The organism is Chromohalobacter israelensis DSM 3043 (genome assembly GCF_000055785.1).
In the GTDB taxonomy this organism is placed as follows: domain Bacteria; phylum Pseudomonadota; class Gammaproteobacteria; order Pseudomonadales; family Halomonadaceae; genus Chromohalobacter; species Chromohalobacter israelensis.
In genome coordinates this window covers 462,178-488,085 of record NC_007963.1, presented here as the reverse complement: position 1 = coordinate 488,085, position 25,908 = coordinate 462,178, and the positions used below count along the sequence as shown (strand labels likewise).

General features: G+C 60.8%; 32 protein-coding genes and 4 tRNA genes. All 36 read right to left on the bottom strand.

Annotation, left to right across the window (positions count from 1 at the left end):
- Positions 1-3 precede the first annotated feature (3 nt).
- Complete coding sequence (rpmD, locus tag CSAL_RS02245) at positions 4-189, bottom strand: 50S ribosomal protein L30 (protein WP_011505747.1); 186 nt, start codon at positions 187-189, stop codon at positions 4-6.
- A gap of 6 nt (positions 190-195) precedes the next feature.
- Complete coding sequence (gene rpsE, locus CSAL_RS02240; RefSeq protein ID WP_011505746.1) at positions 196-696, bottom strand: 30S ribosomal protein S5; 501 nt, start codon at positions 694-696, stop codon at positions 196-198.
- A gap of 11 nt (positions 697-707) precedes the next feature.
- Positions 708-1,058: a 50S ribosomal protein L18 gene (rplR, locus tag CSAL_RS02235; RefSeq protein ID WP_011505745.1), complete on the bottom strand. Its 351-nt coding sequence runs from the start codon at positions 1,056-1,058 to the stop codon at positions 708-710.
- Between the two features lie 9 nt (positions 1,059-1,067).
- The gene (rplF, locus tag CSAL_RS02230; protein ID WP_011505744.1) at positions 1,068-1,598 is read right to left on the bottom strand and encodes a 50S ribosomal protein L6; all 531 of its coding nucleotides are present in this window, start codon (positions 1,596-1,598) and stop codon (positions 1,068-1,070) included.
- A 9-nt stretch (positions 1,599-1,607) separates the two neighbouring features.
- Positions 1,608-2,000 carry a 30S ribosomal protein S8 gene (rpsH, locus tag CSAL_RS02225; RefSeq protein WP_011505743.1) on the bottom strand — a complete coding sequence of 131 codons (393 nt, stop codon included), beginning with the start codon at positions 1,998-2,000 and terminating at the stop codon, positions 1,608-1,610.
- Between the two features lie 28 nt (positions 2,001-2,028).
- Entirely contained in the window at positions 2,029-2,334 is a 306-nt protein-coding gene (gene rpsN / locus CSAL_RS02220) for a 30S ribosomal protein S14 (protein ID WP_011505742.1), read from the bottom strand.
- A 10-nt stretch (positions 2,335-2,344) separates the two neighbouring features.
- On the bottom strand, positions 2,345-2,884 hold the full coding sequence (rplE, locus tag CSAL_RS02215; protein WP_011505741.1) for a 50S ribosomal protein L5: 540 nt from the start codon (positions 2,882-2,884) through the stop codon (positions 2,345-2,347).
- A gap of 18 nt (positions 2,885-2,902) precedes the next feature.
- Complete coding sequence (rplX, locus tag CSAL_RS02210) at positions 2,903-3,220, bottom strand: 50S ribosomal protein L24 (RefSeq protein WP_011505740.1); 318 nt, start codon at positions 3,218-3,220, stop codon at positions 2,903-2,905.
- A 14-nt stretch (positions 3,221-3,234) separates the two neighbouring features.
- On the bottom strand, positions 3,235-3,606 hold the full coding sequence (rplN, locus tag CSAL_RS02205; protein WP_011505739.1) for a 50S ribosomal protein L14: 372 nt from the start codon (positions 3,604-3,606) through the stop codon (positions 3,235-3,237).
- A 51-nt stretch (positions 3,607-3,657) separates the two neighbouring features.
- The gene (gene rpsQ / locus CSAL_RS02200; protein WP_011505738.1) at positions 3,658-3,918 is read right to left on the bottom strand and encodes a 30S ribosomal protein S17; all 261 of its coding nucleotides are present in this window, start codon (positions 3,916-3,918) and stop codon (positions 3,658-3,660) included.
- A gap of 1 nt (position 3,919) precedes the next feature.
- Complete coding sequence (rpmC, locus tag CSAL_RS02195) at positions 3,920-4,111, bottom strand: 50S ribosomal protein L29 (RefSeq protein ID WP_011505737.1); 192 nt, start codon at positions 4,109-4,111, stop codon at positions 3,920-3,922.
- Positions 4,111-4,524, bottom strand: a complete 414-nt coding sequence (rplP, locus tag CSAL_RS02190; protein ID WP_011505736.1) for a 50S ribosomal protein L16 — start codon at positions 4,522-4,524, stop codon at positions 4,111-4,113. The genes rpmC and rplP overlap by 1 nt, the downstream gene beginning before the upstream one ends.
- Before the next feature lie 14 nt (positions 4,525-4,538).
- Positions 4,539-5,237, bottom strand: a complete 699-nt coding sequence (rpsC, locus tag CSAL_RS02185; protein WP_011505735.1) for a 30S ribosomal protein S3 — start codon at positions 5,235-5,237, stop codon at positions 4,539-4,541.
- Positions 5,238-5,248: 11 nt separating this feature from the next.
- A complete protein-coding gene (gene rplV, locus CSAL_RS02180; RefSeq protein WP_011505734.1) occupies positions 5,249-5,581 on the bottom strand; it encodes a 50S ribosomal protein L22 in 333 nt (110 codons plus the stop codon).
- 18 nt (positions 5,582-5,599) lie between these two features.
- Positions 5,600-5,875, bottom strand: coding sequence for a 30S ribosomal protein S19 (gene rpsS, locus CSAL_RS02175; RefSeq protein WP_011505733.1), 276 nt, complete (start codon positions 5,873-5,875; stop codon positions 5,600-5,602).
- 22 nt (positions 5,876-5,897) lie between these two features.
- The gene (gene rplB, locus CSAL_RS02170; RefSeq protein ID WP_011505732.1) at positions 5,898-6,725 is read right to left on the bottom strand and encodes a 50S ribosomal protein L2; all 828 of its coding nucleotides are present in this window, start codon (positions 6,723-6,725) and stop codon (positions 5,898-5,900) included.
- 16 nt (positions 6,726-6,741) lie between these two features.
- A complete protein-coding gene (rplW, locus tag CSAL_RS02165; RefSeq protein ID WP_011505731.1) occupies positions 6,742-7,038 on the bottom strand; it encodes a 50S ribosomal protein L23 in 297 nt (98 codons plus the stop codon).
- Complete coding sequence (gene rplD, locus CSAL_RS02160) at positions 7,035-7,643, bottom strand: 50S ribosomal protein L4 (protein ID WP_011505730.1); 609 nt, start codon at positions 7,641-7,643, stop codon at positions 7,035-7,037. Before rplD ends, rplW begins: the two co-directional genes overlap by 4 nt.
- A 14-nt stretch (positions 7,644-7,657) precedes the next feature.
- The gene (gene rplC, locus CSAL_RS02155; RefSeq protein WP_011505729.1) at positions 7,658-8,296 is read right to left on the bottom strand and encodes a 50S ribosomal protein L3; all 639 of its coding nucleotides are present in this window, start codon (positions 8,294-8,296) and stop codon (positions 7,658-7,660) included.
- 127 nt (positions 8,297-8,423) lie between these two features.
- Positions 8,424-8,735, bottom strand: a complete 312-nt coding sequence (gene rpsJ, locus CSAL_RS02150; protein WP_011505728.1) for a 30S ribosomal protein S10 — start codon at positions 8,733-8,735, stop codon at positions 8,424-8,426.
- 153 nt (positions 8,736-8,888) lie between these two features.
- Positions 8,889-10,082: an elongation factor Tu gene (gene tuf, locus CSAL_RS02145; RefSeq protein ID WP_011505727.1), complete on the bottom strand. Its 1,194-nt coding sequence runs from the start codon at positions 10,080-10,082 to the stop codon at positions 8,889-8,891.
- A gap of 29 nt (positions 10,083-10,111) precedes the next feature.
- Entirely contained in the window at positions 10,112-12,232 is a 2,121-nt protein-coding gene (gene fusA, locus CSAL_RS02140) for an elongation factor G (RefSeq protein WP_011505726.1), read from the bottom strand.
- An 18-nt stretch (positions 12,233-12,250) separates the two neighbouring features.
- Entirely contained in the window at positions 12,251-12,721 is a 471-nt protein-coding gene (gene rpsG / locus CSAL_RS02135; protein WP_011505725.1) for a 30S ribosomal protein S7, read from the bottom strand.
- Positions 12,722-12,831: 110 nt separating this feature from the next.
- Positions 12,832-13,206 (bottom strand): 30S ribosomal protein S12, encoded by a 375-nt coding sequence (gene rpsL, locus CSAL_RS02130; protein ID WP_011505724.1) that lies wholly within the window; start codon positions 13,204-13,206, stop codon positions 12,832-12,834.
- Positions 13,207-13,355: 149 nt separating this feature from the next.
- Positions 13,356-17,573, bottom strand: coding sequence for a DNA-directed RNA polymerase subunit beta' (gene rpoC, locus CSAL_RS02125; RefSeq protein ID WP_011505723.1), 4,218 nt, complete (start codon positions 17,571-17,573; stop codon positions 13,356-13,358).
- A 77-nt stretch (positions 17,574-17,650) separates the two neighbouring features.
- The gene (gene rpoB, locus CSAL_RS02120; RefSeq protein WP_011505722.1) at positions 17,651-21,727 is read right to left on the bottom strand and encodes a DNA-directed RNA polymerase subunit beta; all 4,077 of its coding nucleotides are present in this window, start codon (positions 21,725-21,727) and stop codon (positions 17,651-17,653) included.
- A 227-nt stretch (positions 21,728-21,954) separates the two neighbouring features.
- Complete coding sequence (gene rplL, locus CSAL_RS02115) at positions 21,955-22,329, bottom strand: 50S ribosomal protein L7/L12 (protein ID WP_011505721.1); 375 nt, start codon at positions 22,327-22,329, stop codon at positions 21,955-21,957.
- Positions 22,330-22,415: 86 nt separating this feature from the next.
- Complete coding sequence (rplJ, locus tag CSAL_RS02110) at positions 22,416-22,919, bottom strand: 50S ribosomal protein L10 (RefSeq protein WP_011505720.1); 504 nt, start codon at positions 22,917-22,919, stop codon at positions 22,416-22,418.
- 263 nt (positions 22,920-23,182) lie between these two features.
- On the bottom strand, positions 23,183-23,875 hold the full coding sequence (gene rplA / locus CSAL_RS02105) for a 50S ribosomal protein L1 (RefSeq protein ID WP_011505719.1): 693 nt from the start codon (positions 23,873-23,875) through the stop codon (positions 23,183-23,185).
- A gap of 2 nt (positions 23,876-23,877) precedes the next feature.
- Complete coding sequence (gene rplK, locus CSAL_RS02100; RefSeq protein ID WP_011505718.1) at positions 23,878-24,309, bottom strand: 50S ribosomal protein L11; 432 nt, start codon at positions 24,307-24,309, stop codon at positions 23,878-23,880.
- 102 nt (positions 24,310-24,411) lie between these two features.
- The gene (gene nusG / locus CSAL_RS02095; RefSeq protein ID WP_011505717.1) at positions 24,412-24,945 is read right to left on the bottom strand and encodes a transcription termination/antitermination protein NusG; all 534 of its coding nucleotides are present in this window, start codon (positions 24,943-24,945) and stop codon (positions 24,412-24,414) included.
- Positions 24,946-24,953: 8 nt separating this feature from the next.
- The gene (secE, locus tag CSAL_RS02090) at positions 24,954-25,322 is read right to left on the bottom strand and encodes a preprotein translocase subunit SecE (protein WP_011505716.1); all 369 of its coding nucleotides are present in this window, start codon (positions 25,320-25,322) and stop codon (positions 24,954-24,956) included.
- A 71-nt stretch (positions 25,323-25,393) separates the two neighbouring features.
- Positions 25,394-25,469 (bottom strand) — tRNA-Trp (locus tag CSAL_RS02085).
- A gap of 121 nt (positions 25,470-25,590) precedes the next feature.
- Positions 25,591-25,665 (bottom strand) — tRNA-Thr (locus CSAL_RS02080).
- 8 nt (positions 25,666-25,673) lie between these two features.
- Positions 25,674-25,747, bottom strand: a tRNA-Gly gene (locus CSAL_RS02075).
- Between the two features lie 49 nt (positions 25,748-25,796).
- A tRNA-Tyr gene (locus CSAL_RS02070) sits at positions 25,797-25,880 on the bottom strand.
- Positions 25,881-25,908 lie beyond the last annotated feature (28 nt).

Sequence of the window (25,908 nt, the reverse complement as noted above, 5' to 3'; positions counted from 1 at the left end):
GGATTACTCTCCCTCAACGCGCACAAGGTAGTTAACCTTGTTGACCATACCGCGTACGGCGGGGGTGTCTTCCAGCTCGACCGTATGACCGATGCGGCGCAAGCCAAGGCCACGCATGGTGGCTTTGTGCTTTTCCAGAATGCCGATGGTGCTACGCGTCTGGGTAACCTTGATCGTTGCTGATGCCATGATGCCTTACCCCGCGATCTCTTCGACGGACATACCACGCTTGGCGGCGATGTCCTCCGGAGACTGCATGGAGGCGAGACCTTTGATGGTCGCGCGCACCACGTTCACCGGGTTGGTGGAACCGTAGCACTTGGCGAGAACGTCATGGACGCCTGCCAATTCGAGCACGGAGCGCATGGCACCGCCAGCAATGATCCCGGTACCTTCGGACGCCGGCTGCATGAACACCTTGGAGGCACCGTGACGGGCCTTCACAGGATACTGCAGCGTGGCGCCACTGAGGCTGACCTTGACCATGTTGCGGCGGGCCTGGTCCATCGCCTTCTGGATCGCGACAGGCACTTCACGTGCCTTGCCCCGTCCGAAGCCGACGCGACCGCTGCCATCGCCAACGACGGTGAGTGCGGTGAAGCCGAAGATTCGACCACCTTTCACTACCTTGGCGACGCGGTTTACCTGCACGAGTTTCTCTTGCAGATCGCCGCCCTTCTGTTCGTTATTCGCCATCGTAAAACCCTTTAGAATTCCAGACCGCCTTCACGAGCGGCATCAGCCAGGGCCTTGACGCGACCGTGGTACTTAAACCCGGCACGGTCGAAAGCCACTTCGGTGATGCCCGCTTCCTTCGCGCGTTCGGCAATCAGGGCGCCCACCTTGGCGGCGGCGTCCGAGTTGCCCGTGGATCCTTCGCGCAGGCTCTTGTCGAGCGTGGATGCGCTGGCCAGAACCTGACCACCATCCGGCGAAATGATCTGCGCGTAGATGTGGCGCGGCGTACGGTTGACGCTCAAGCGAGACACGCCCTGCTCGCGAATCTTGGCGCGAGCGCGGCGGGCACGACGGAGACGAGCTTCTTTCTTCGCGTTCATAACCCTGCCTTACTTCTTCTTGGCTTCTTTGCGGCGGACTTCTTCGTCGCCATACCGAATTCCCTTGCCCTTGTAGGGTTCGGGCGGACGGAAGGCACGAATTTCCGCTGCGACCTGGCCGAGCTGCTGCTTGTCCGCGCTCTTCAGCACGATGGTGGTGTTCTTCGGCGTTTCCGCCGTCACACCTTCAGGCAGCTTGTACTCGACCGGGTGCGAGAAGCCTAGTGTCAGGTTGAGCGTGTTGCCGCTTGCTTGCGCGCGGTAACCGACACCGTTGATCTCCAGGGACTTGGTGAAGCCTTCGGAGACGCCGGTGACGATGTTCTGCACCAGCGCACGGGTGGTACCGACCATCGCCCAGCTCTTGGCAGACTCGCTCGGATTAAACGTCAGTTGGCCTTCTTCCTGGCCGATGGTGACATCGGAATGCACGGTCATGGAGAGCGTGCCCTGGCCACCTTTGACGGTCAGCTTGTTGGCTTCGAGTTTGACCTCGACGCCACTCGGCAGTTTCACCGGATATTTGGCTACGCGGGACATTCCAGACTCCTAGAATACGGTGCAGATGACTTCACCACCGACACCGGCCTGACGCGCCGCACGATCGGTCATCACGCCCTGGGAGGTGGTCACGATCGCGATACCCAGGCCATCCGCGACTTTCGGCAGCGCATCCTTGCCCTTGTAAGAGCGCAAGGACGGCTTTGAAAAGCGCTGGATGTGCTCGATGACCGGCTTCCCTTCGAAATACTTGAGGGTGACGGCCAACTGGGGCTTGGCGCCTTCAGTGACGGTGAAGTCGTTGATATAGCCCTCTTGCTTCAATACGCGAGCCACCTCGGTCTTGAGGTTGGAGGACGGCATGGTGACCGTCTCCTTGGTGGCCATCTGCGCATTGCGGATACGGGTAAACATATCCGCTAGAGTATCTTGCATGCTCATTACGTTGCGCTCCTGATTCTCGCGTGGCTTACCAGCTGGACTTCTTGAGCCCAGGGACATCGCCACGCATGGCGGCTTCACGCAGTTTGTTGCGGCCCAAGCCAAACTTGTTGTAGAAGCCGTGCGGACGGCCGGTCACGCGGCAGCGATTGCGCTGGCGCACCGGGCTGGAGTCGCGCGGCAACTGCTGAAGTTTCAGCTGGGCGTCGAAGCGCTCTTCATCAGAAGCGTTCACGTCGTAGATGATGGCCTTGAGCTCGGCACGCTTGGCCGCGTACTTGTCTACCAGCTTTGCGCGCTTGAGCTCACGCTCAATCATGCTTTTCTTTGCCATGATCCCACCCTTATTTCTTGAACGGGAAGTTCAGCGCGCTCAGCAGCGCACGGCCTTCTTCATCGGTGTTGGCAGTAGTGGTGATAGTGACATCCAACCCGCGAATACGGTCAATCTTATCATATTCGAGCTCGGGAAAGATGATCTGCTCACGCACACCCATGGAGTAGTTGCCACGCCCGTCGAAGGACTTGGGGTTCAGACCACGAAAGTCACGAACACGCGGAATCGCAATGTTCACGAGACGATCGAGGAAGTCCCACATCCGCTCGCTTCGCAGGGTCACCTTGATGCCGATCGGCCAGCCTTCGCGGACCTTGAAGCCCGCGATGGACTTGCGCGCCTTGGTAATCACCGGGCGCTGGCCGGACAACTTCTCGAGATCGCCCATGGCATTGTCGATCAGCTTCTTGTCGCTGGTCGCATCGCCGATGCCCATGTTGAGGGTCACCTTGGTGATCCGAGGGATCTGCATCACGTTGGCGTAGCTGAACTGCTCTTGGAGCTGAGCTGCCACCTCGTTTTGATAACGTTCTTTCAAGTTCGCCATTTTGCTACCCGACTCGCGTTAGGCGTCGATCTGCTTTTGCGTCGACTTGTAGATACGTACCTTGGTACCGTCTTCCTGAATCTGGAAGCCGACGCGATCCGCCTTGCCGGTCTCCTGATTGAAGATGGCCACGTTGGACGCGTGAATCGGGGCCTCACGCTCGACGATACCCCCCTGCTTGCCTTGCATGGGGTTGGGCTTGGTGTGACGTTTAATCATGTTCACACCGGACACGACATAGCATCCGTCTTGCAGGACGCGCTTAATCGTGCCGCGCTTGCCCTTGTCCTTGCCGGCAATGACGATCACTTCGTCGTCACGTTTGATCTTACGCATATCCGCCTCGCTCCTCACAGCACTTCAGGCGCCAGGGAAATGATCTTCATGAACTTCTCGTTGCGAAGCTCACGCGTAACCGGCCCGAAGATACGGGTACCGATCGGCTGCTCGTTGGCGTTGTGCAACAGAACGGCCGCATTTCCATCGAAGCGGATCAGTGAACCGTCCGTACGACGGACACCACTCTTGGTACGTACAACAACGGCCTTGAGGACTTGGCCTTTTTTGACCTTGCCACGAGGAATTGCTTCCTTGACCGTTACTTTGATGACGTCGCCAACACGCGCGTAACGGCGGTGTGAACCGCCCAGCACCTTGATGCACTGCACCCGGCGCGCGCCGCTGTTGTCGGCGACATCCAGCATTGTCTGCGTCTGAATCATCGGTTTTCTCCAAACCTAAACTGACTGCACTGGTGAAAGGCTCTGGCCCGCTCAGCCCTTGGCCTGCTCGACCACCTCGACCAGCGTCCAGGCCTTCAACTTGGAGATCGGCCGGCATTCCTCGATGGAAACCGTATCGCCGACTCGCGCCTGGTTCGCCTCGTCATGGGCGTGCAGTTTGGTGGAGCGCTTCACGTACTTGTCGTAAATCGGATGCCGGACACGGCGCTCGATCTGAACGACGACGGACTTGTCCATCTTGTCGCTCACGACCTTGCCAGTCAGTGTACGGGCATTGTTTTCTTCAGCCATCTCAGTCACCTGCCTTCTCATTGAGCACAGTCTTAACGCGAGCGATATCGCGACGCACCTGCTTGAGCAGATGGGTCTGGCTCAGCTGACCGGTGGCCTTCTGCATGCGCAGGTTGAACTGCTCCCGTAGGAGCTCGAGCAGCTGCTGCTGAAGCGCTTCGACTGATTTTTCACGAATTTCCTGGGCTTTCATCACATCACCGTCCGTTTCACAAAGGTGGTGGAGACCGGGAACTTCTGGGCCGCCAGGTCGAATGCCTCACGAGCCAGTTCCTCGGAAACGCCTTCGATCTCGTAGAGCACCTTGCCGGGCTGGATTTGGGCGACCCAGTACTCGACGGAGCCCTTACCCTTACCCATACGGACTTCCAGCGGCTTCTCGGTAATCGGCTTGTCCGGGAAGACACGGATCCAGATCTTGCCGCCACGCTTGACGTGACGCGTGATGGCACGACGGCCAGCTTCGATCTGGCGAGCGGTGATACGGCCGCGACCGGTGGCTTTCAGGCCATATTCGCCGAAGCTCACCTTGCTTCCGCGATGCGCGAGGCCGCGGTTACGGCCCTTCTGCACCTTGCGGAATTTCGTACGCTTGGGTTGTAACATCGATTACTCTCCCCTTACCTGGAACCTTTCTTCTTGGGCGCCGGTGCCTGAGCCTGCTTCTGCTTGGCACGCACTTCCTCGATACCGCCGAGGATCTCACCCTTGAAGACCCACACTTTGACGCCGATAACGCCGTAGGTGGTATGCGCTTCGTAAGTGGCATAATCGATGTCGGCGCGCAGCGTATGCAGCGGCACGCGACCTTCGCGATACCATTCGGTACGCGCGATTTCCGCACCACCAAGACGCCCTGACAGCTGGATCTTGATGCCGCCAGCGCCCAGGCGCATGGCGTTCTGTACGGCGCGCTTCATGGCACGACGGAACATCACGCGGCGTTCGAGCTGGCCGCAGACGTTCTGCGCGACGAGCTGTGCGTCAAGCTCGGGCTTGCGCACCTCTTCGATGTTGACGTGAACCGGCACGCCCATCATCTCGGAGACATCGCGACGCAGGCGATCGACATCCTCGCCCTTCTTGCCAATCACGATGCCCGGACGGGCAGTGTGAATGGTGATGCGTGCGTTATTGGCTGGACGCTCGATGGTGATGTCGCTCACGGAGGCGTTCTTCAAACGCTGCTCCAGGAAACGACGCACTTCGAGGTCATTATTCAGCTTATCGGCATAAGCACCACGCTCAGCGTACCAGACGGAGCGGTGGTCCTTGACGATACCTAGCCGAATACCTGTCGGATTTACTTTCTGACCCATCTGGTCGACTCCTACTTCTCGGCTACCTTGACGGTGATGTGGCAAGTGCGCTTCAAAATGCGATCCGCACGGCCCTTGGCGCGAGGCTGGATGCGCTTGAGCGTCATGCCCTCATCGACGCAGATGGTCGAGACACGCAGCTCGTCGATGTCCATGCCATTGTTTTCTTCCGCATTCGCGATGGCGGACTGAAGCACTTTCTTGACCACCTTTGCCGCTTTCTTCGGCGAGTAGGCCAACACATCCAGTGCTTCGGCGACCGGCTTACCGCGCACCAGGTCAGCCACCAAACGGGCCTTCTGGGCGGATAAACGAGCGCCACGCAGCTTTGCTGTGACTTCCATCTCTCTAACCTCTCTGGCTTACCGTTTGGCTTTCTTGTCCGCCGCATGACCGCGGTAGGTGCGGGTGGCAGCGAATTCGCCCAGCTTGTGGCCAACCATTTCCTCGGAGACATGCACCGGGACATGTTGACGCCCGTTATGGACTGCAATGGTGAGCCCGACCATGTTCGGCAGGATCATGGAGCGACGCGACCAGGTCTTGATCGGTTTGCGGTCGCTCTTCTCCACTGCAGTCTCAACCTTCTTCAGCAGATGAAGGTCAATAAAGGGACCTTTCTTCAGTGAACGTGGCACAGCCGTTACCTCTTAATGTCTGTTACTTGGCCTTGCGGCGACGAACGATCAGCTTGTCGGTGCGCTTGTTCTTACGGGTCTTGTGGCCCTTGGTGGGGATACCCCACGGGCTCACCGGATGACGACCACCGCTAGTGCGGCCTTCACCACCACCATGCGGGTGATCCACCGGGTTCATCGCAACACCGCGAACCGTCGGACGCACGCCTCTCCAGCGCTTTGCACCGGCCTTGCCAAGTTGACGGAGGCTGTGCTCGGAATTGCCCACTTCACCCAGGGTGGCACGGCACTCCGCCAGGATCTTGCGCATCTCGCCGGAGCGCAGACGCACGGTGGCGTAGTTACCTTCACGTGCAACCAGCTGGGCGCTGGCACCGGCACTACGCGCGATCTGAGCACCCTTGCCGGGCTTCAGCTCGATGCAGTGCACGGTGGAACCCACCGGAATGTTGCGCAGCGGCAAGGCGTTACCGCGCTTGATGGCTGCGTTCACGCCGGATTCCAGGCTGTCGCCCACCTTCACGCCGCGGGGCGCGATGATGTAACGACGCTCGCCGTCCAGGTACTTGAGTAGCGCAATGTTGGCGCTACGGTTGGGGTCGTACTCGAGGCGCTCGACGGTGGCGGCAATGCCATCCTTGTTGCGCTTGAAGTCGACCACACGATAGTGCTGACGGTGCCCACCACCCACATGGCGCGTGGTGATGCGACCGTTATTGTTACGACCGCCGCTCTTGGACTTCTTCTCCAGCAGACCGTCATAAGGGCGGCCCTTGTGGAGTTCGTCGCTGACGACTTTGACGACGTGACGACGACCGGCGGACGTGGGTTTGGTCTTTACAACTGCCATGATCCGTACTCCTGCCTTACTCGGCGCCAGAGAAGTCTTCGAGAGTCTCGCCGGCCGCCAGTGTGACGTACGCCTTGCGATATCCCTTGCGCAGACCGAGACCGTGCTGCGTGCGCTTGGTCTTGCCCTTGACGTTCAAGACCTGCACGCCAGCCACCTTCTTTTCGAAGAGCGCTTCGACGGCCTTCTTGATCTCGGGCTTGGTCGCGTCCTGGGCCACCTTGAACACGTACTGGTTGTTTTCGGCGGCAAATGCGGCCTTCTCGGTCATGTGAGGCCCGAGCAGAACCTTGAATACGCGTTCCTGGTTCATCCCAGCTTCTCCTCGAATTTGCGCAGAGCGGAAACAGTGACCAGCACCTTGTCGAAGGCAACCAGGCTCACCGGATCGGCAGCCGCGACATCCACCACGTCGACGTAGGGAATGTTACGCGCGGCGAGAAACAGCTTTTCGTCGATGTCTTCGGTGACGATCAGCGCCTTCTCGAGATCCAGGTCCTTCAGCTTGGCAACCAGCTGCTTGGTCTTGGGGGCGTCCACCTCGAAGCTGTCAACGACGACCAGACGTTCCTGACGCACCAGCTCGGACAGAATCGAGCGCATGGCGGCGCGGTACATCTTGCGGTTGACTTTCTGGGTGTAATCCTGCGGGCGCGCCGCAAACGTCACGCCACCACTGCGCCACAGCGGCGAGCGGATGGTACCGGCGCGTGCACGACCGGTGCCTTTTTGACGCCACGGCTTCTTGCCGCCGCCACGCACTTCGGAGCGAGTCTTCTGAGCACGGGTACCCTGGCGGCCGGCTGCGAAATACGCCGTCACGACCTGGTGAACCAGCGACTCGTTGAACTCCTTACCAAAGGTAGCGTCGGACACTTCGACGGTGCCGGCATCAGCACCTGCGAGATTCAAATTCATCGGTCTCATACCCCTCAGCGAGCTTTGACGGCACTGCGTACGATGACTTCGCAGTCAGTCGCGCCCGGTACGGCGCCCTTGACCAGCAGCAGATTACGCTCGGCATCGACGCGCACGATTTCCAGGCTCTGGACTGTGACACGCTCGTTGCCCAGCTGACCGGCCATCTTCTTGCCCTTGAAGACGCGACCCGGCGTCTGGCATTGACCGATGGAGCCCGGTGCGCGGTGCGCGAGCGAGTTGCCGTGACCATTGTCTTGGGTACGGAAATTCCAGCGCTTGACGGCGCCCTGGAAGCCCTTGCCTTTAGAGGTACCAGTCACGTCGACTTTCTGACCGGCTTCAAAGAGGGATACGGTGATGTTGCCGCCCACTTCCGGAGCTTCTTCGCCTTCTGCGAGGCGGAACTCCATCAATGAACGACCGGCCTCGACACCTGACTTGGCATACTGGCCTGCGGCGGCCTTGGTCAGATGCTTGGCCTTGCGGGAACCCGAAGTCACCTGAACCGCGCTGTAGCCGTCGCTTTCGACGGTCTTGACGCGGGTCACGCGATTCGGCTCGACTTCGATAACGGTTACGGGCACGGAGGCGCCATTCTCGGTGAAGATGCGGGTCATGCCGCTCTTCTTACCGACCAAACCGATAGTCATGTTCAGTCTCCTATAGTGTACGGGGCTATCACCCGCTATGGCTGCCCTTTCCAGAGCATTCCACTAGCACATTGTGTGACGCCGTCCCGGCGTGGCGACTTGTGAAAGCCGCTAGTGACTAGTGTGGTTAGTCGAGCTTGATTTGCACGTCAACGCCAGCGGCGAGATCGAGCTTCATCAGCGCGTCTACGGTTTTTTCCGTGGGTTCGACAATGTCGAGCACACGCTTGTGAGTGCGAATCTCGTACTGATCGCGCGCATCTTTGTTGACGTGCGGCGAAATCAACACGGTATAGCGCTCGCGATTGGTCGGCAGCGGGATCGGACCACGGACCTGTGCACCAGTGCGCTTCGCGGTATCCACGATTTCTTGCGCGGACTGGTCAATCAGGCGATGGTCAAAGGCCTTCAACCGAATGCGAATCTTCTGGTTCTGCATTAGCCTTAAACTCCAATGGATGTCGACGGCGCGAGCCGTCTACCCACGCATTCAAAGGATGCGCATTATAGGCAGGCTGACAGTGACTGTCAAACATGCACAGAAAGGGGGCTCCTCAAAGGAGCCCCCTTCGATCATCGAAGGGCGAAACCCTTACTGGACGATCTTGGCGACGACACCGGCGCCTACGGTACGACCGCCTTCGCGAACAGCGAAGCGCAGGCCGTCTTCCATGGCGATCGGCGCGATCAGGGTCACGGTCATCTTGACGTTGTCGCCCGGCATGACCATTTCGACGCCTTCCGGCAGCTCGCAGGTACCGGTCACGTCAGTGGTCCGGAAGTAGAACTGCGGACGATAGCCCTTGAAGAACGGCGTGTGACGACCGCCTTCTTCCTTGGACAGCACATAGACTTCGGCTTCGAAGACAGTGTGCGGCGTGATGGTGCCCGGCTTGGCCAGCACCTGGCCACGCTCGACGTCGTCACGCTTGGTGCCGCGCAGCAGCGCGCCGATGTTCTCGCCGGCACGACCTTCGTCGAGCAGCTTGCGGAACATCTCGACACCGGTAACGGTCGTCTTGGCAGTGTCCTTGAGACCCACGATCTCGACTTCTTCGCCAGACTTGACGATACCGCGCTCGACACGACCGGTCACGACGGTACCGCGGCCGGAGATCGAGAACACGTCTTCGATCGGCATCAGGAACGGCTGGTCGATGGCACGCTCCGGCTCCGGGATGTAGGCATCCAGGGCCTTGATCAGGTTGGCGACGGCAGTGGTACCCATGCCGTTGTCGTCCTTGCCTTCCAGCGCCATCAGCGCGGAACCGGTGATGATCGGGCAGTCGTCGCCCGGGAAGTCGTACTCGTTGAGGAGTTCACGAACTTCCATTTCGACCAGCTCGAGGAGCTCTTCGTCGTCGACCATGTCGGCCTTGTTCAGGAACACGACGATGGTCGGAACGCCGACCTGGCGAGACAGCAGGATGTGCTCGCGAGTCTGCGGCATGGGGCCGTCAGCTGCGGAACAGACCAGAATGGCGCCATCCATCTGAGCGGCACCGGTGATCATGTTCTTGACGTAGTCGGCGTGCCCCGGGCAGTCGACGTGCGCGTAGTGGCGCTCTTCGGACTGGTACTCGACGTGAGCGGTGGCGATGGTGATACCGCGCTCACGCTCTTCCGGTGCGTTGTCGATGGTGTCGAATTCGCGCCAGTCGCCGCCGAAGACCTCCGCGGAAACGCGAGTCAGTGCCGCAGTCAGCGTGGTCTTGCCATGGTCGACGTGACCGATGGTGCCAACGTTGATGTGCGCTTTATTACGTTCAAACTTTTCCTTAGCCACTGCTATAACCTCTTTACGTTAGCTAACGGTTAACCATTCTGGTTGATGACGGCTTCAACGACGCTGGAGGGCGCCTCTTCGTAATCCGCAAACTCCATAGTGTAGCTTGCGCGGCCCTGGGTCTGAGAACGCAAATCGGTCGCGTAACCGAACATCTCAGCCAGCGGTACCGTGGCGCGAATGATCTTGCCGGACGGCGAGTCATCCATGCCCTGAACGAGGCCACGGCGGCGGTTAAGGTCACCCATGACATCCCCCATGAACTCTTCGGGAGTCACGACCTCGACCTTCATCACCGGCTCCAGCAGCACGGCCTTGGCCTTCGGTGCGCCTTCCTTGATCGCCATGGAAGAGGCAACCTTGAACGCAGTCTCGTTCGAGTCCACGTCATGGTAGGAACCATCGAACAGCGTGACCTTGACGTCAATCATCGGGTAACCCGCGATGACCCCGTTCTGCAGCTGCTCATAGGCCCCTTTCTCGACGGCCGGCACGTATTCCTTGGGAACCACGCCGCCGACGATTTCGGAGGCGAACTTGAAGGTCATGTCTTCATCTTCGCCTTTGTCTTCGGCCGTCAGCGGTTCAATGCGCAGCAGCACGTGACCGTACTGGCCGCGACCGCCCGACTGACGCACGAACTTGCCTTCCTGCTCGACACTGGCGCGAATCGTCTCACGGTAGGCCACCTGCGGCTTACCGATGTTGGCATCGACCTTGAACTCGCGACGCAGGCGATCGACGATGATGTCGAGGTGCAGCTCGCCCATGCCGGAGATGATCGTCTGGCCGGTTTCCTCGTCGGTCTTGACGCGGAAGGACGGGTCTTCCTGGGCCAGCTTGCCCAGCGCAGTCCCCATCTTCTCCTGGTCGGGCTTGGACTTCGGCTCGACGGCGACCGAGATCACCGGATCCGGGAACTCCATGCGCTCGAGAATGATCTTGTCATTCAGGTCGCACAGGGTATCACCGGTGGTGACGTCCTTGAGCCCGATGCAGGCAGCGATATCGCCAGCGTAGACTTCCTTGATCTCTTCACGTGAATTGGAGTGCATCTGGACGATACGGCCCACGCGCTCCTTCTTGCTCTTCACGGAGTTGAAGATGCTGTCGCCGGACTTGAGCACGCCCGAGTAGACGCGAATGAACGTCAGCGTCCCCACGAACGGGTCGGTAGCGATCTTGAAGGCCAGAGCGGCGAAGGGGGCACTGTCGTCAGCTTCACGCGTGGCGATGGTGCCGTCCTTGTCGTCAAGCTCACCTTCGATGGCCTTGACCTCGGTGGGCGACGGCATGTATTCGATCACGCCGTCGAGCACTGCCTGCACGCCCTTGTTCTTGAACGCACTACCGCACGTCACCAGAACGATTTCGTTGTCCAGGGTGCGGCGACGCAAGCCAGCCTTGATGTCCGCCTCGGAGAGGTCACCCTCTTCGAGATACTTGTCCATCAACTCTTCGGACGCCTCGGCCGCGGCCTCGACCATCTGCTCGCGATACTTCGCGGCGGATTCCTTGAGCTCGTCGGGAATCTCGACCAGCTCGTAGTTCATGCCGTGATTGGCCTCGTCCCAGAGGATCCCCTTCATCTGGATCAGGTCGATGACACCTTTGAAGTCATCTTCCGCACCCCAGTTGATCTGGATCGGGACGGTGTTCGCGCCCAGCTTCTGCTTGAGCTGGTCGAGCACCATGAAGTAGTCGGCACCGGCGCGGTCCATCTTGTTGACGAACACCATGCGCGGCACTTCATACTTGTTGGCCTGACGCCAGACGGTCTCGGTCTGCGGCTGAACGCCCGAGGAACCACACAGCACGACGACGGCACCGTCGAGAACACGCAGTGAACGTTCGACCTCGATGGTGAAGTCAACGTGTCCCGGCGTATCGATGATGTTGATACGGTGCTCGTCGAACTGCTTGTTCATGCCCTGCCAGAAGCAGGTGGTTGCCGCAGAGGTGATCGTGATGCCACGCTCCTGCTCCTGCTCCATCCAGTCCATGGTGGCGGCGCCATCATGAACCTCGCCGACCTTGTGGGAGAGGCCAGTGTAGAACAGGACACGCTCGGTAGTGGTGGTCTTCCCGGCGTCGACGTGTGCCACGATACCGATATTGCGGTAACGCTTAAGCGGAGTCTTGCGTGCCACGTTGGAATACCCCGTTGGTTAGAAGCGGTAGTGAGAGAAGGCTTTGTTGGCATCTGCCATGCGATGCACGTCTTCACGCTTCTTCACAGCAGCACCCTTGCCTTCGGCGGCGTCCAGCATTTCGCCAGCGAGGCGCTGCACCATGGTCTTCTCACCACGGCTGCGCGCCGCATCCACCAGCCAACGCATGGCCAGCGCCTGACGGCGTGAGGGACGAACCTCCACGGGCACCTGATAGGTCGCACCGCCGACACGGCGGGACTTGACCTCGACCATCGGCTGGATGGTTTCCAGCGCCTTGTCGAAGATCTCCAGCGGCTCATCCTTACTACGCTCGGCAACCTTGTCCAGCGCACCGTAAACGATACGCTCAGCTACAGACTTCTTGCCGCTGACCATCAGGTGGTTCATGAACTTCGCCAGGCGCTCACTTCCGAATTTCGGATCCGGCAGAATTTCGCGCTTGGCTACAACTTTTCTTCTAGGCATGATAAGCCCTCGTTTCGAAGGGTCCTTCAGGTAAACTCGAGACGACGCATCGCGCGCTCGACCTTACTCTTATCAGACCGACAACAGATGGATTCCCGACCGCCTTACGCTCAAGACTTGGGACGCTTGGTACCGTACTTGGAACGGCCCTGACGACGGTTCTGAACACCCGAGGTATCCAGAGCACCACGCACGGTGTGATAACGCACACCCGGCAAGTCCTTTACGCGACCGCCGCGAATCAGGACCACGGAGTGCTCCTGAAGGTTGTGGCCTTCACCGCCGATGTAGGAAGCCACTTCGTAGCCGTTGGTCAGGCGCACACGGCAAACCTTACGCAACGCCGAGTTCGGCTTCTTCGGGGTAGTAGTGTAGACGCGGGTGCAGACCCCACGCTTTTGCGGGCAAGACTGCAGCGCCGGCACGTCGCTCTTGGCGACCGGGCGCTTGCGCGGCTTGCGCACGAGCTGATTGATCGTTGCCATATCTGTAGCTGACTCCAGTGGTTGCCAAACCTTTCAACAATGCGACAGGACGCACCCACCCCACTGTTAAAGGCTGCGCATTCTAATGTCTGGCGGGGAGCCGCGTCAAGTCCGGCGCCGCGTGGGCGCCGGTCCTGGCGGCGTCACACCTAGAGGTCGTCGTCCTCGGCATCCAACGCGGTAAGCTGGGCACCCAGCTCCTGTTCGACGTCGAAGGCCGACGGGTTGGCCGTGCTCTCGGGATCCTCGCGCCGGCGGCGGCGTTCGGCATGGTGGGCCAGGCCCGTGCCGGCCGGCACCAGGCGACCCACCACGACGTTCTCCTTGAGACCGCGCAGATAATCGCGCTTGCCGGTGACGGCGGCCTCGGTGAGCACGCGCGTGGTCTCCTGGAACGAAGCCGCGGAGATGAACGACTCGGTGGCCAGGCTTGCCTTGGTGATACCCAGCAGCAGCCGGTCGTACTTGGCCGGAAACTTGTCTTCCTGAGCCAGGCGCTGGTTCTCCTCGAGCACGCGGACGAACTCCACCTGATCACCCGTGATGAAGGAAGAATCCCCGGAATCGGTGATTTCTACCTTGCGCAGCATCTGGCGCACGATGACCTCGATGTGCTTGTCATCGATCACCACGCCCTGCAGACGATAGACGTCCTGAATCTCGGCGGTGATGTACTTGGCCAGCTCGGCCACGCCCAGCAGACGCAGGATGTCGTGCGGGTTGCTGGGACCATCGGAGATGACCTCGCCCTTCTCGACGGTCTCGCCCTCGAACACCCCGATCTGACGCCATTTGGGGATCAGCATCTCGAGCGGATCGCCCTCTTCCGGGGTGATCGTCAGACGACGCTTGCCCTTGGTTTCCTTGCCGAAGCTGATGGTACCTGTGACCTCGGCGAGGATGGCCGGTTCCTTGGGCTTGCGCGCCTCGAACAGATCCGCGACACGCGGGAGACCCCCGGTGATGTCCTTGTTGCCGGACGCTTCCACCGGGATGCGCGCGATGACTTCGCCAACGCCCACCTGGCCGCCGTTCTCGACCGAGATGATCGCCTTGCCCGGCAGCATGTACTGAACCGGCGTGTTGGAGCCCGGCAACGTGACATGCCCGCCGTTTTCGTCGAGCAGCATGATCATGGGGCGCTTGTCACGCCCGGAGGCGGGACGGCTGGCGCTTTCGATCACCTCGATGTTCGACAGGCCGGTCATCTCGTCCACGCTACGGTGGATGGTCAGACCTTCCTCCATATCGCTGAACTGGACCTTGCCCTCGACCTCGGCGACGACCGGATGAGTGTGCGGATCCCACTTGGCGACCGGCGTTCCCGCTTCGACCATGTCACCGTCACGCACCGACAGCTCGGCACCGTACGGCAGCTTGTAGTACTCGCGCTCGCGACCATGCTCGTCGGCGACGGCCAGGGCGCTGGAGCGAGAGACGACGACGAGTTTGCCGTCGCTGCGCTCGACGTGCTTGATGTTGTGCAGACGCACCGTGCCGCCATGCTTGACCTGCACGCTATCCACCGCCGAGGCACGCGATGCCGCACCACCGATGTGGAACGTGCGCATGGTGAGCTGGGTGCCCGGCTCGCCGATGGACTGCGCGGCGATGACGCCCACGGCCTCACCGACGTTGACCTGGTGGCCACGCGCCAGATCGCGCCCGTAGCACGCCGAGCAGACGCCATGCGCGGTTTCGCAGGTGATGGCGCTGCGCACGACGATCTCGTCCACGCCCATGGTGTCGAGACGCGCACACCAGGCTTCATCGAGCAGCGTGCCACGCGCGATCAACACGTCGTCGGTCGCCGGATCGACGACATCCTGGGCCACGACGCGACCCAGCACGCGCTGTGCCAGCGAGACGATGACATCACCGCCCTCGATCACCGGATGCAGCGTCAGACCGTCTTCGGTGCCGCAGTCTTCTTCGGTGATGACCAGGTCCTGCGAGACATCGACCAGACGACGTGTCAGGTAACCGGAGTTGGCGGTTTTCAGCGCCGTATCCGCGAGGCCCTTACGAGCGCCGTGGGTCGAGATGAAGTACTGCAGTACGTTCAGGCCTTCACGGAAGTTGGCGGTGATCGGGGTCTCGATGATCGAGCCGTCCGGCTTGGCCATCAGACCGCGCATGCCCGCCAGCTGACGGATCTGGGCAGCGCTACCACGCGCCCCGGAGTCCGCCATGATGAAGACGCTGTTGAACGAGTCCTGCTCGACTTCGTTGCCTTCGCGATCGATGGCGGTTTCCTTGGAAATGCCCGCCATCATCGCCTTGGCCACCTTGTCGTTGGCCTTGGACCAGATATCGATGACCTTGTTGTACTTCTCGCCGGCCGTCACGAGGCCCGAGGAGAACTGGTTCTCGATTTCCTTCACTTCCTCTTCGGCCCCGTCGACGATTTCCTTCTTCGAGTCGGGGATGACGAAGTCGTTGACACCGATCGAAGCGCCGGACCAGGTCGCCAGGCGGAAGCCGGTATACATCAACTGGTCGGCGAAGATCACCGTGTCCTTGAGACCGGAACGGCGATACACGGCGTTGATCAGCCCGGAGATCGCCTTCTTCTTCATCGGCTGGTCGACCAGCTCGAACGGCATGCCCTTGGGCAGAATGCGGTACAGCAAGGCACGCCCGACCGTGGTGTCATGGATCTTGGTGCTCGAGGTCCACTCCCCACCGTCTTCGTCGCGATCGTACTCGGTCAGACGCACTTTCACCCGTGCATGCAGCGACACCGACTGGGTACCGAACGCACGCTCGACTTCGTCGAGGTTGGAGAACACCATGCCTTCGCCCGGCGCCCCGATCTTCTCGCGCGTCATGTAGTACAGCCCCAGCACCACGTCCTGGGACGGCACGATGATCGGCTCGCCGTTGGCCGGCGACAGCACGTTGTTGGTGGCCATCATCAGGGTGCGCGACTCGAGCTGGGCTTCCAGCGTCAACGGCACGTGAACGGCCATCTGGTCGCCGTCGAAGTCGGCGTTGTAGGCGGCACACACCAGCGGGTGCAGCTGAATCGCCTTGCCTTCGATCAACAGCGGCTCGAACGCCTGGATGCCCAGACGGTGCAGCGTCGGCGCGCGGTTGAGCAGCACCGGATGCTCGCGGATGACATCGGCGAGGATGTCCCACACTTCCGGCAGTTCGCGCTCGACCATCTTCTTGGCCGCCTTGATGGTGGACGCCTGACCGCCCGCCTGCAGCTTGGAGTAGATGAACGGCTTGAACAGCTCCAGCGCCATCTTCTTGGGCAGACCGCACTGATGCAGACGCAGCGTCGGACCGACGGTGATGACCGAGCGGCCGGAATAGTCGACACGCTTGCCCAGCAGGTTCTGACGGAAGCGACCCTGCTTGCCCTTGATCATGTCGGCGAGCGACTTCAGCGGACGCTTGTTGGAACCGGTGATGGCACGACCACGGCGACCGTTGTCGAGCAATGCGTCGACGGATTCCTGCAGCATGCGCTTCTCGTTGCGCACGATGATGTCCGGCGCATTGAGGTCGAGCAGACGCTTGAGGCGGTTGTTGCGGTTGATGACGCGACGGTACAGATCGTTGAGATCCGAGGTCGCGAAACGACCGCCATCCAACGGCACCAGCGGACGCAGGTCCGGCGGCAGTACCGGCAGCACCTCCATGATCATCCAGGCCGGATCGTTTCCGGACTTCTGGAAGGCCTCCAGCAGCTTCAGGCGCTTGGAAAGCTTCTTGATCTTGGTTTCGGAGTTGGTCTGCGGAATCTCTTCACGCAGGCGCTCGATTTCCTCGTCGAGATCAACGTCGTTGAGCAGCGCCTGAACCGCCTCGGCACCCATGCGGGCATCGAAGTCGTCGCCGAACTCTTCGAGGGCTTCGAAATACTGCTCGTCGTTGAGCAGCTGGCCGCGCTCCAGCGTGGTCATGCCCGGATCGATGACCATGAAGCTTTCGAAATACAGCACACGCTCGATGTCACGCAGGGTCATGTCGAGGAACATGCCGATGCGCGACGGCAGCGATTTCAGGAACCAGATATGCGCGACCGGGGCGGCCAGCTCGATGTGCCCCATGCGCTCGCGACGCACGGCGGCCTTGGTCACTTCGACGCCGCACTTCTCGCAGATGATGCCACGATGCTTCATGCGCTTGTACTTACCGCACAAGCACTCGTAATCCTTGACCGGACCGAAGATCTTGGCGCAGAACAGGCCATCACGCTCGGGCTTGAACGTACGGTAGTTGATGGTCTCAGGCTTCTTGACTTCGCCGTAAGACCACGAGCGAATCATGTCCGGCGACGCGAGCGTGATCTTGATCGCGTCGAATTCTTCGGACTGTGCCTGCGATTTGAGGACTTTCACCAAATCTTTCATGGGGTCGGCTCCGTAGCGGAGTTGTCATGAGCGGGGCCCGCAGGCCCCGCGGACCGTCATTCGTCAGCGTGAGACGCTCAGCCTTCCAGCTCGATATCGATACCCAGCGAGCGGATTTCCTTCACCAATACGTTGAAGGATTCCGGCATGCCCGCCTGCATCGAGTGGTCGCCGTCGACGATGTTCTTGTACATCTTGGTACGCCCTTCCACGTCGTCGGACTTGACGGTCAGCATTTCCTGCAAGGTGTAGGCCGCGCCGTAGGCTTCCAGCGCCCAGACCTCCATCTCGCCGAAGCGCTGGCCACCGAACTGCGCCTTGCCGCCCAGCGGTTGCTGAGTGACCAGCGAGTACGAACCGGTGGAACGCGCGTGCATCTTGTCGTCGACCAGGTGGTTGAGCTTGAGCATGTACATGTAGCCCACCGTCACCTGGCGATCGAAGGCATCGCCCGTACGCCCGTCGTAGAGCGTCATCTGACCGGAATCCGGCAGGTCGGCCAGGGTCAAGAGATGCTTGATCTCATGCTCCTTGGCCCCGTCGAACACCGGTGTCGCGACCGGCACGCCGCTGCGCAGGTTCTTGGCCAGCGTGATGATCTCGTCATCGCTGAGCGAATCGATATCCTCCTGGCGCGTTTCGGCGGTGTTGTACACCTGCCCCAGGAAGTCACGAATCTCGGCGACCTGCTGCTGACGCGCATCACGCAGCATGCGGTCGATCTTGACCCCGAGGCCGTTGGCGGCCATGCCCAGGTGGGTCTCGAGAATTTGACCGACGTTCATGCGCGACGGTACGCCCAACGGGTTGAGCACCACATCGACAGGCTCGCCGTTATCGTCGAACGGCATGTCCTCGATCGGCATGATCGACGAAATGACACCCTTGTTGCCGTGGCGGCCCGCCATCTTGTCGCCGGACTGGATGCGACGCTTGACGGCCAGGTAGACCTTGACGATCTTGAGCACGCCCGGCGCCAGGTCGTCGCCTTGAGTCAACTTGCGCTTCTTGTCCTCGAAACGCTCGTCCATCTCCTTGCGACGGTTCTCCAGCTGCTCGTCGGCCTGGGCCAGCAGCTCGTTGAGCGACTCGTCCTGCATGCGCAGCTTGAACCACTGGCTGCGCGGCAGCTCGTCGAGGTAAGCCTCGTCGAGGGTGTCGCCTTTCTTGAGCTTGGGCCCGCCGTTGACCGGCTGACCGATCAGGGCGCGCTTGAGACGCTCGAAAGTCGCCTCTTCGGCGATGCGATAGGTTTCCTGAAGGTCCTTGCGCACTTCGTCGAGCTGGCTTTGCTCGATGGAAAGCGCACGCGAATCCTTCTCGACCCCGTCACGGGTGAAGACCTGCACGTCGATGACCGTACCCTTCATCCCGGTCGGCGCACGCAGCGAGGTGTCCTTCACGTCGGACGCCTTCTCGCCGAAGATCGCACGCAGGAGCTTTTCCTCCGGCGTCAGCTGGGTCTCGCCCTTGGGCGTGACCTTGCCCACCAGGATGTCGCCCGCGCCGACCTCGGCACCGATATAGACGATGCCCGCGTCGTCGAGCTTGCCGAGTGCCGCCTCACCGACGTTGGGGATGTCCGAGGAGATCTCTTCGGCGCCCAGCTTGGTGTCACGCGACACACAGGTCAGCTCCTGGATGTGGATGCTGGTGAAGCGGTCCTCTTCGACCACACGCTCCGAGATCAGAATCGAGTCCTCGAAGTTGTAGCCATTCCACGGCATGAAGGCCATGCGCATGTTCTGACCCAGCGCCAGGTCCCCCATGTCGACGGACGGACCGTCGGCGAGGATGTCGCCGCGCGCCACTACATCGCCGGGACGCACAATCGGACGCTGGTTCATGCACGTGTTCTGGTTGGAGCGCACGTACTTGGTCAGGTTGTAGATATCGACGCCCGCTTCGCCGCCGATGATCTCGTCCTCGTTGATCCGCACCACGATGCGCTTGGCATCGACGGAGTCGATCACGCCGCCACGCCGGGCTACCGCGCAGACACCGGAGTCGCGTGCCACGAAGCGCTCCATGCCCGTCCCCACCAGAGGCTTTTCCGCCTTCAGGGTCGGTACCGCCTGACGCTGCATGTTCGAGCCCATCAGGGCGCGGTTGGCGTCATCGTGCTCGAGGAACGGGATCAGCGCCGCCGCCACGGACACCACCTGACGCGGCGAGACGTCCATCAGGGTGACCTTGTCGGGCGCCATGAAGGTCGTCTCGCCCTTGTGGCGGACCTGCACCAGGTCGTCGGTCAGCTTGTTGGACTCATCCACCGTGGCCGAAGCCTGGGCGATGATGAAGTCGCCTTCCTCGATGGCCGACAGGTGCACGACCTCATCGGTGACCTGGCGGTCAACCACCTTGCGATACGGCGTCTCGAGGAAACCATAGCTGTTGGTGTGACTGTAGGTCGCCAACGAGTTGATCAGGCCGATGTTGGGGCCTTCCAGCGTCTCGATCGGACACAGGCGACCATAGTGGGTCGCGTGAACGTCGCGGACCTCGAAACCGGCGCGTTCGCGGGTCAGACCACCCGGCCCGAGCGCGGACACGCGACGCTTGTGCGTGACCTCGGAAAGCGGGTTGTTCTGGTCCATGAACTGCGACAGCTGGCTGGAGCCGAAGAACTCCTTGACCGCGGCCGCCACCGGCTTGGCGTTGATCAGGTCCTGCGGCATCAGGCCTTCGCTCTCCGCCATGGAGAGACGCTCCTTGACCGCACGCTCGACGCGCACCAGGCCCACGCGGAACTGGTTTTCGGCCATCTCGCCGACGCAGCGGATGCGGCGGTTGCCCAGGTGATCGATATCGTCGACTTCGCCGAAGCCGTTACGGATATTGATCAGCTCGCGCATGACATCGAGGATGTCCTGGTTGTCGAGCACGCCGGAGCCCGTGTCGCCTTCACGGCGCAGGCGGCGATTAAACTTCATCCGACCGACGCCCGAGAGGTCGTAACGGTCCTCGGTGAAGAACAGGTTGTGGAACAGCGTCTCGGCCGCTTCCTTGGTGGGCGGCTCGCCGGGACGCATCATGCGATAGATCTCGACCAACGCCTCGAGCTGAGAGTGCGTGGTGTCGATCTTCAACGTATCGGAGACGAACGGCCCCGTGTCGAGGTCGTTGGTATACAGCGTCTCGAGCGTCGTGATCCCCGCCTGCCCGATCTTCTCGAGCAGCTCGGGGGTGATCTCGGTATTGCATTCGCAGACCAGCTCGCCGGTGTTCGGATCGACCTGATCCTTGGCCAGGGTCTTGCCGAACAGGTACTCCATCGGCACGTCGAGACGCTCGAGGCCGGCTTTTTCCATCTGGCGAATGTGCTTCTGGGTAATCCGGCGACCTTCCTCGACGATGAGGTTGCCCTCGCCATCCTTGATGTCGAAGGTGGCCGTTTCACCGCGCAGCCGCGAAGGCACCAGTTCGACACTGAAGCCCGACTTCTCGATATGGAAGGTGCTGGTGTCGAAAAATGTCTCGAGGATCTCCTCGGCGCTCATGCCCAGCGCACGCAGCAGCACCGTGGCCGGCAGCTTGCGGCGACGGTCGATACGCACGTAGACGTTGTCCTTGGGATCGAACTCGAAATCCAGCCAGGAACCGCGATACGGAATGATACGCGCGGAGTACAGCAGCTTGCCGGACGAGTGGCTCTTGCCCTTGTCGTGGTCGAAGAACACACCCGGCGAGCGATGGAGCTGGGAGACGATGACGCGCTCGGTACCGTTGACGACGAAGGTACCGTTCTCGGTCATCAGGGGGATTTCCCCCATGTAGACTTCCTGCTCCTTGATGTCCTTGATCGCCTTGGTGGACGAGTCCTTGTCATAGATGATCAAGCGCACCTTGACCCGCAGCGGCGCCGAATAGGTCACGCCACGCAGTTGGCATTCCTTGACGTCGAACGCCGGGGTGCCAAAGCGATAGCTGACATACTCGAGAGCGGCATTGCCGGAAAAGCTCTCGATCGGGAACACGGACTTGAAAGCAGCATGCAAGCCGACGTCGAGACGTTCTTCGATCGCCCGGTCCTGCTGGAGGAAGTCGAAGTAGGAATCAAGCTGAATGGCCAGCAGGTAAGGCACATCCATCACTTGGGGCAGTTTGCCGAAATCCTTGCGGATGCGTTTTTTCTCAGTGTATGAGTAAGCCATCTGTATTCCCCAGCTTGTTCACCTTGGGTGACCGGTGCGTGGTCGGCGCCGCCTGAAGGGACTCCCCGTCAGGCGCTGACGGCAAGCCCCCAAAAGAGCTCGCCGTCGGAATTCGTCTAGTCAGACACGTGGCATTCTGGCTAGCAGCAACAGAAAAAGGCCGGCAGCGGGAGAGCCCGCCGCCAGCCATGAAGCTTACGCAGCGCGTAGAGCCATGGTCACCGAAGTTACTTGAGTTCCACGGATGCGCCAGCTTCTTCCAGCTTGGTCTTGGCTGCTTCGGCATCTTCCTTGGACATGCCTTCCTTGAGGGTCGCCGGGACGCCGTCGACGGCACCCTTGGCTTCCTTGAGGCCCAGCCCGGTGATCTCGCGGACCACCTTGATGACGTTGACCTTCTTGTCGCCAGCGCCGGTCAGCACCAGGTCGAATTCGGTCTGTTCTTCGGCAGCTTCGCCTTCACCACCAGCGCCCGGGCCAGCCACGACGGCTGCAGCAGCGGAAACGCCGAACTTTTCTTCCATGGCGGAAATCAGTTCAGCCACTTCCATCACGGACATTTCGGCGACGGCGTTGATGATGTCTTCTTGAGTCAGTGCCATTGTCACATTCCTAACTTTGCGGGAGCCTCGCGATCAGCGGGCTCATTGATACAGGGTTCGTGCCAGAGTGTCGGAAGGCTCGCCGATCAGGCGGCTTCTTCCTGTTTCTGGTCACGCAACGCAGCGAGAGTACGAACCAGCTTGCCGGCCGATGCTTCCTTCATGACGGACATCAGCTTGGCGATGGCTTCGTCGCGAGTCGGCAGCGTCGCCAGGCGGTCGAGTTCGGAAGCCGGGATGAACTCGCCTTCGTATGCCAGCGCCTTGACCTCGAAGTCCTTCTCGTTCTTGGCGAACTCCTTGAACAAGCGAGCGGCAGCGCCCGGGTGCTCATAGGAGAAGGCCAACAGAGTCGGGCCCGAGAAGGTCTCGTTCAGGCACTCCCAGGGAGTGCCCTCGAGGGCGCGGCGTGCCAGGGTGTTGCGCACAACACGGACCTGCACGCCATTCTCGCGTGCCTGCTTGCGCAATTCGGTCATCGCGCTGACAGCCACACCACGAGAATCGGCAACGACGACGGAGAGCGCATCTTGTGCGGCTTCACTGACCTCGGCAACGATCGCTTTCTTGCCTTCGAGTGCTAGTGGCACAGTGATCACTCCTTCGTGCCGGAAGCCCTGCCGGGCGTTCCGGTGGTTACCATCTCCCCCCTCCGGTCCTTGCGGCGGTGGGGGGCCTGGGTGATGGTGCTCACCAGAAGACTGGCGGCAACACCATCTGCGCAGGCACCTTTTCAGGTCGATTAAGCCGGCTTCGCGCACGAAGCACGGCACCTGCGGTCTTTGACGGTGCCCCGCCGTCACGCCTTGACGTCGCGCACGGGGACCGCAAAGTTACTGCCTGTTACCGGGAATCACACGTAAGCGCTGTGATCCACGGTCAGCCCTGGCCCCATGGTAGTGGACAGGGTGATTTTCTTGAAGTAGACGCCCTTGGACGTGCTGGGCTTGAGACGCTTGAGGTCGCCCACCAGTGCATCCAGGTTGCCCTTGATGGCGCTGGCATCGAAATCGACCTTGCCGATCGCAGCATGGATGATGCCGTTCTTGTCGGTACGGAAACGCACCTGACCTGCCTTGGCGTTCTTGACGGCCGTGGCGACATCGGGCGTCACGGTGCCGACCTTGGGGTTCGGCATCAGGCCGCGCGGGCCGAGGATCTGACCCAGCTGGCCGACGACGCGCATGGCATCGGGAGCGGCGACCACGACATCGAAGTCCAGGTTGCCCTTCTTCACTTCTTCGGCCAGGTCTTCCATGCCGACCACATCGGCACCGGCTTCCTTCGCGGCGTCAGCGGCAGCGCCCTGCGCGAAGACGGCAACGCGGGCATCTTTGCCCGTGCCGTTGGGCATGACGGTAGCGCCACGCACGACCTGGTCGGATTTGCGCGGATCGACGCCGAGGTTGATGGAGACTTCGACGGATTCCTTGAACTTGACCGTAGACACTTCGGACAGCAGAGCGACGGCGTCTTCCAGGTTATAGACCTTGGACGTGTCGACCTTTTCGCGGAGCATCTGCGCGCGCTTGGTAAGCTTGGCCATGATCAGAGACCCTCCACGTTGAGGCCCATGCTACGGGCACTGCCTGCGATGGTGCGGACAGCCGCATCGAGGTCGGAAGCCGTCAAATCGGGCTCCTTGGTCTTGGCGATCTCTTCCAGCTGTTCGCGTGTCACGGTACCGACCTTGGTCTTGTTCGGCACGCCGGAGCCGGATTTGATACCCGCTGCCTTCTTCAACAGCACAGCCGCCGGCGGCGTCTTGGTGATGAAGGTGAAGCTGCGGTCGGAATAGACCGTGATGACGACCGGTGTCGGCAGTCCGGGCTCGATATCCTGGGTCTCGGCGTTGAACGCCTTGCAGAACTCCATGATATTGACGCCGTGCTGACCCAGCGCGGGGCCCACGGGGGGACTCGGGTTGGCCTTGCCCGCTGCAACCTGCAGCTTGATATAGGCCTGTACTTTCTTCGCCATGTTTAACTCCAGTTGGGTGTTAGCGCCTTGCGGCTCCCCGGTTCAGCGAGGCCCGGAGGCCTCCACGACATGCACCGGCTCACGAAAGCCGGCGCATTGAATTCAGTCTTTCTCGACCTGCGCGAACTCGAGCTCCACTGGCGTGGAACGCCCGAAGATCAGCACACTGACCTGCAGACGGCTCTTCTCGTAGTTGACCTCTTCCACGACGCCGTTGAAGTCGGCAAAGGGGCCATCCACGACACGCACGGTCTCGCCCGGATCGAACAACGTCTTGGGGCGCGGCTTGTCCGTGCCATCCTGCACACGACGCAGAATGCCATCGGCTTCCTTCTGCGTGATCGGCGCCGGCTTTTCCGGCGTACCGCCGATGAACCCCATCACGCGTGGCGTTTCGTTCACCAGGTGCCAGGACGCATCGGTCATTTCCATCTCGACCAGCACGTACCCGGGATAGAACTTGCGCTCGCTCTTGCGGCGCTTGCCATCACGCATCTCGACGACTTCTTCGGTCGGCACCAGAATTTCGCCAAACTGGTCTTCCATGCCATACATCTTGACGCGCTCCATCAGGGAGCGCATCACATGCTTTTCGAAGCCGGAGTAGGCGTGGACGACGTACCAACGCTTGGACATGAAAACTCCTAACCTATGATGCCGGACATGATCCAGCCGAGAAGCGTATCGATCAGCCACAGCATGATGCCGACCAGCAGCACGGCGACCAGGACGATGGCGGTTGTCTGGATGGTCTCGGGGCGCGTCGGCCATACCACGCGCCGGATCTCCTTGCGAGAACCACGTGCCAGCTCGGCCAGGGCACGCCCCTTGGTGGTGGTCAAGGCAACCGCAGCGGCGGCAACACCCAGTGCCACGACGCCCAGCACGCGATACAGCAGCGCTTGATCGGCAAAATATGCATTGCCTGCCACCGCCAGAACGACAAGAATGACGACGAGCGCCCACTTGGCGACATCGTAGCGCGACCCTTGCACCTCGGCGCTTTGTTTCATGGAAAGGGACTCCTAAAGGCGCGGCAAGCGTAACAAGAAAGAATAAAGGAAGAACCAGCGCTGAGGAAGGCTGGCAGGCCAGGAGGGAATCGAACCCCCAACCTGCGGTTTTGGAGACCGCTGCTCTGCCAATTGAGCTACTGGCCTATACTCTGCAACCTGACGCTTGCTGGTAGCGCATTTGCTACAGCGCGCGCCATGATAGCTAACGACAACTAGGAAGGCAACCCAATTGCGTAACACCTGAGCGAGAGACTCTCGCCAATTATGGAGCTCATGGACGGATTTGAACCGTCGACCTCACCCTTACCAAGGGTGTGCTCTACCCCTGAGCTACATGAGCATTCAACTTGGAGCGGGCAGCGGGGATCGAACCCGCATCATCAGCTTGGAAGGCTGAGGTTCTACCATTGAACTATGCCCGCCTGCCCACTCTTCGCTTGCGTCCACAGGCTGACGATCAAGCATCAAATCTGGTGGAGGGGGAAGGATTCGAACCTTCGAAGCTTTCGCGGCAGATTTACAGTCTGCTCCCTTTGGCCACTCGGGAACCCCTCCAACGTGGCGACGAATTCTACGGCTTTTG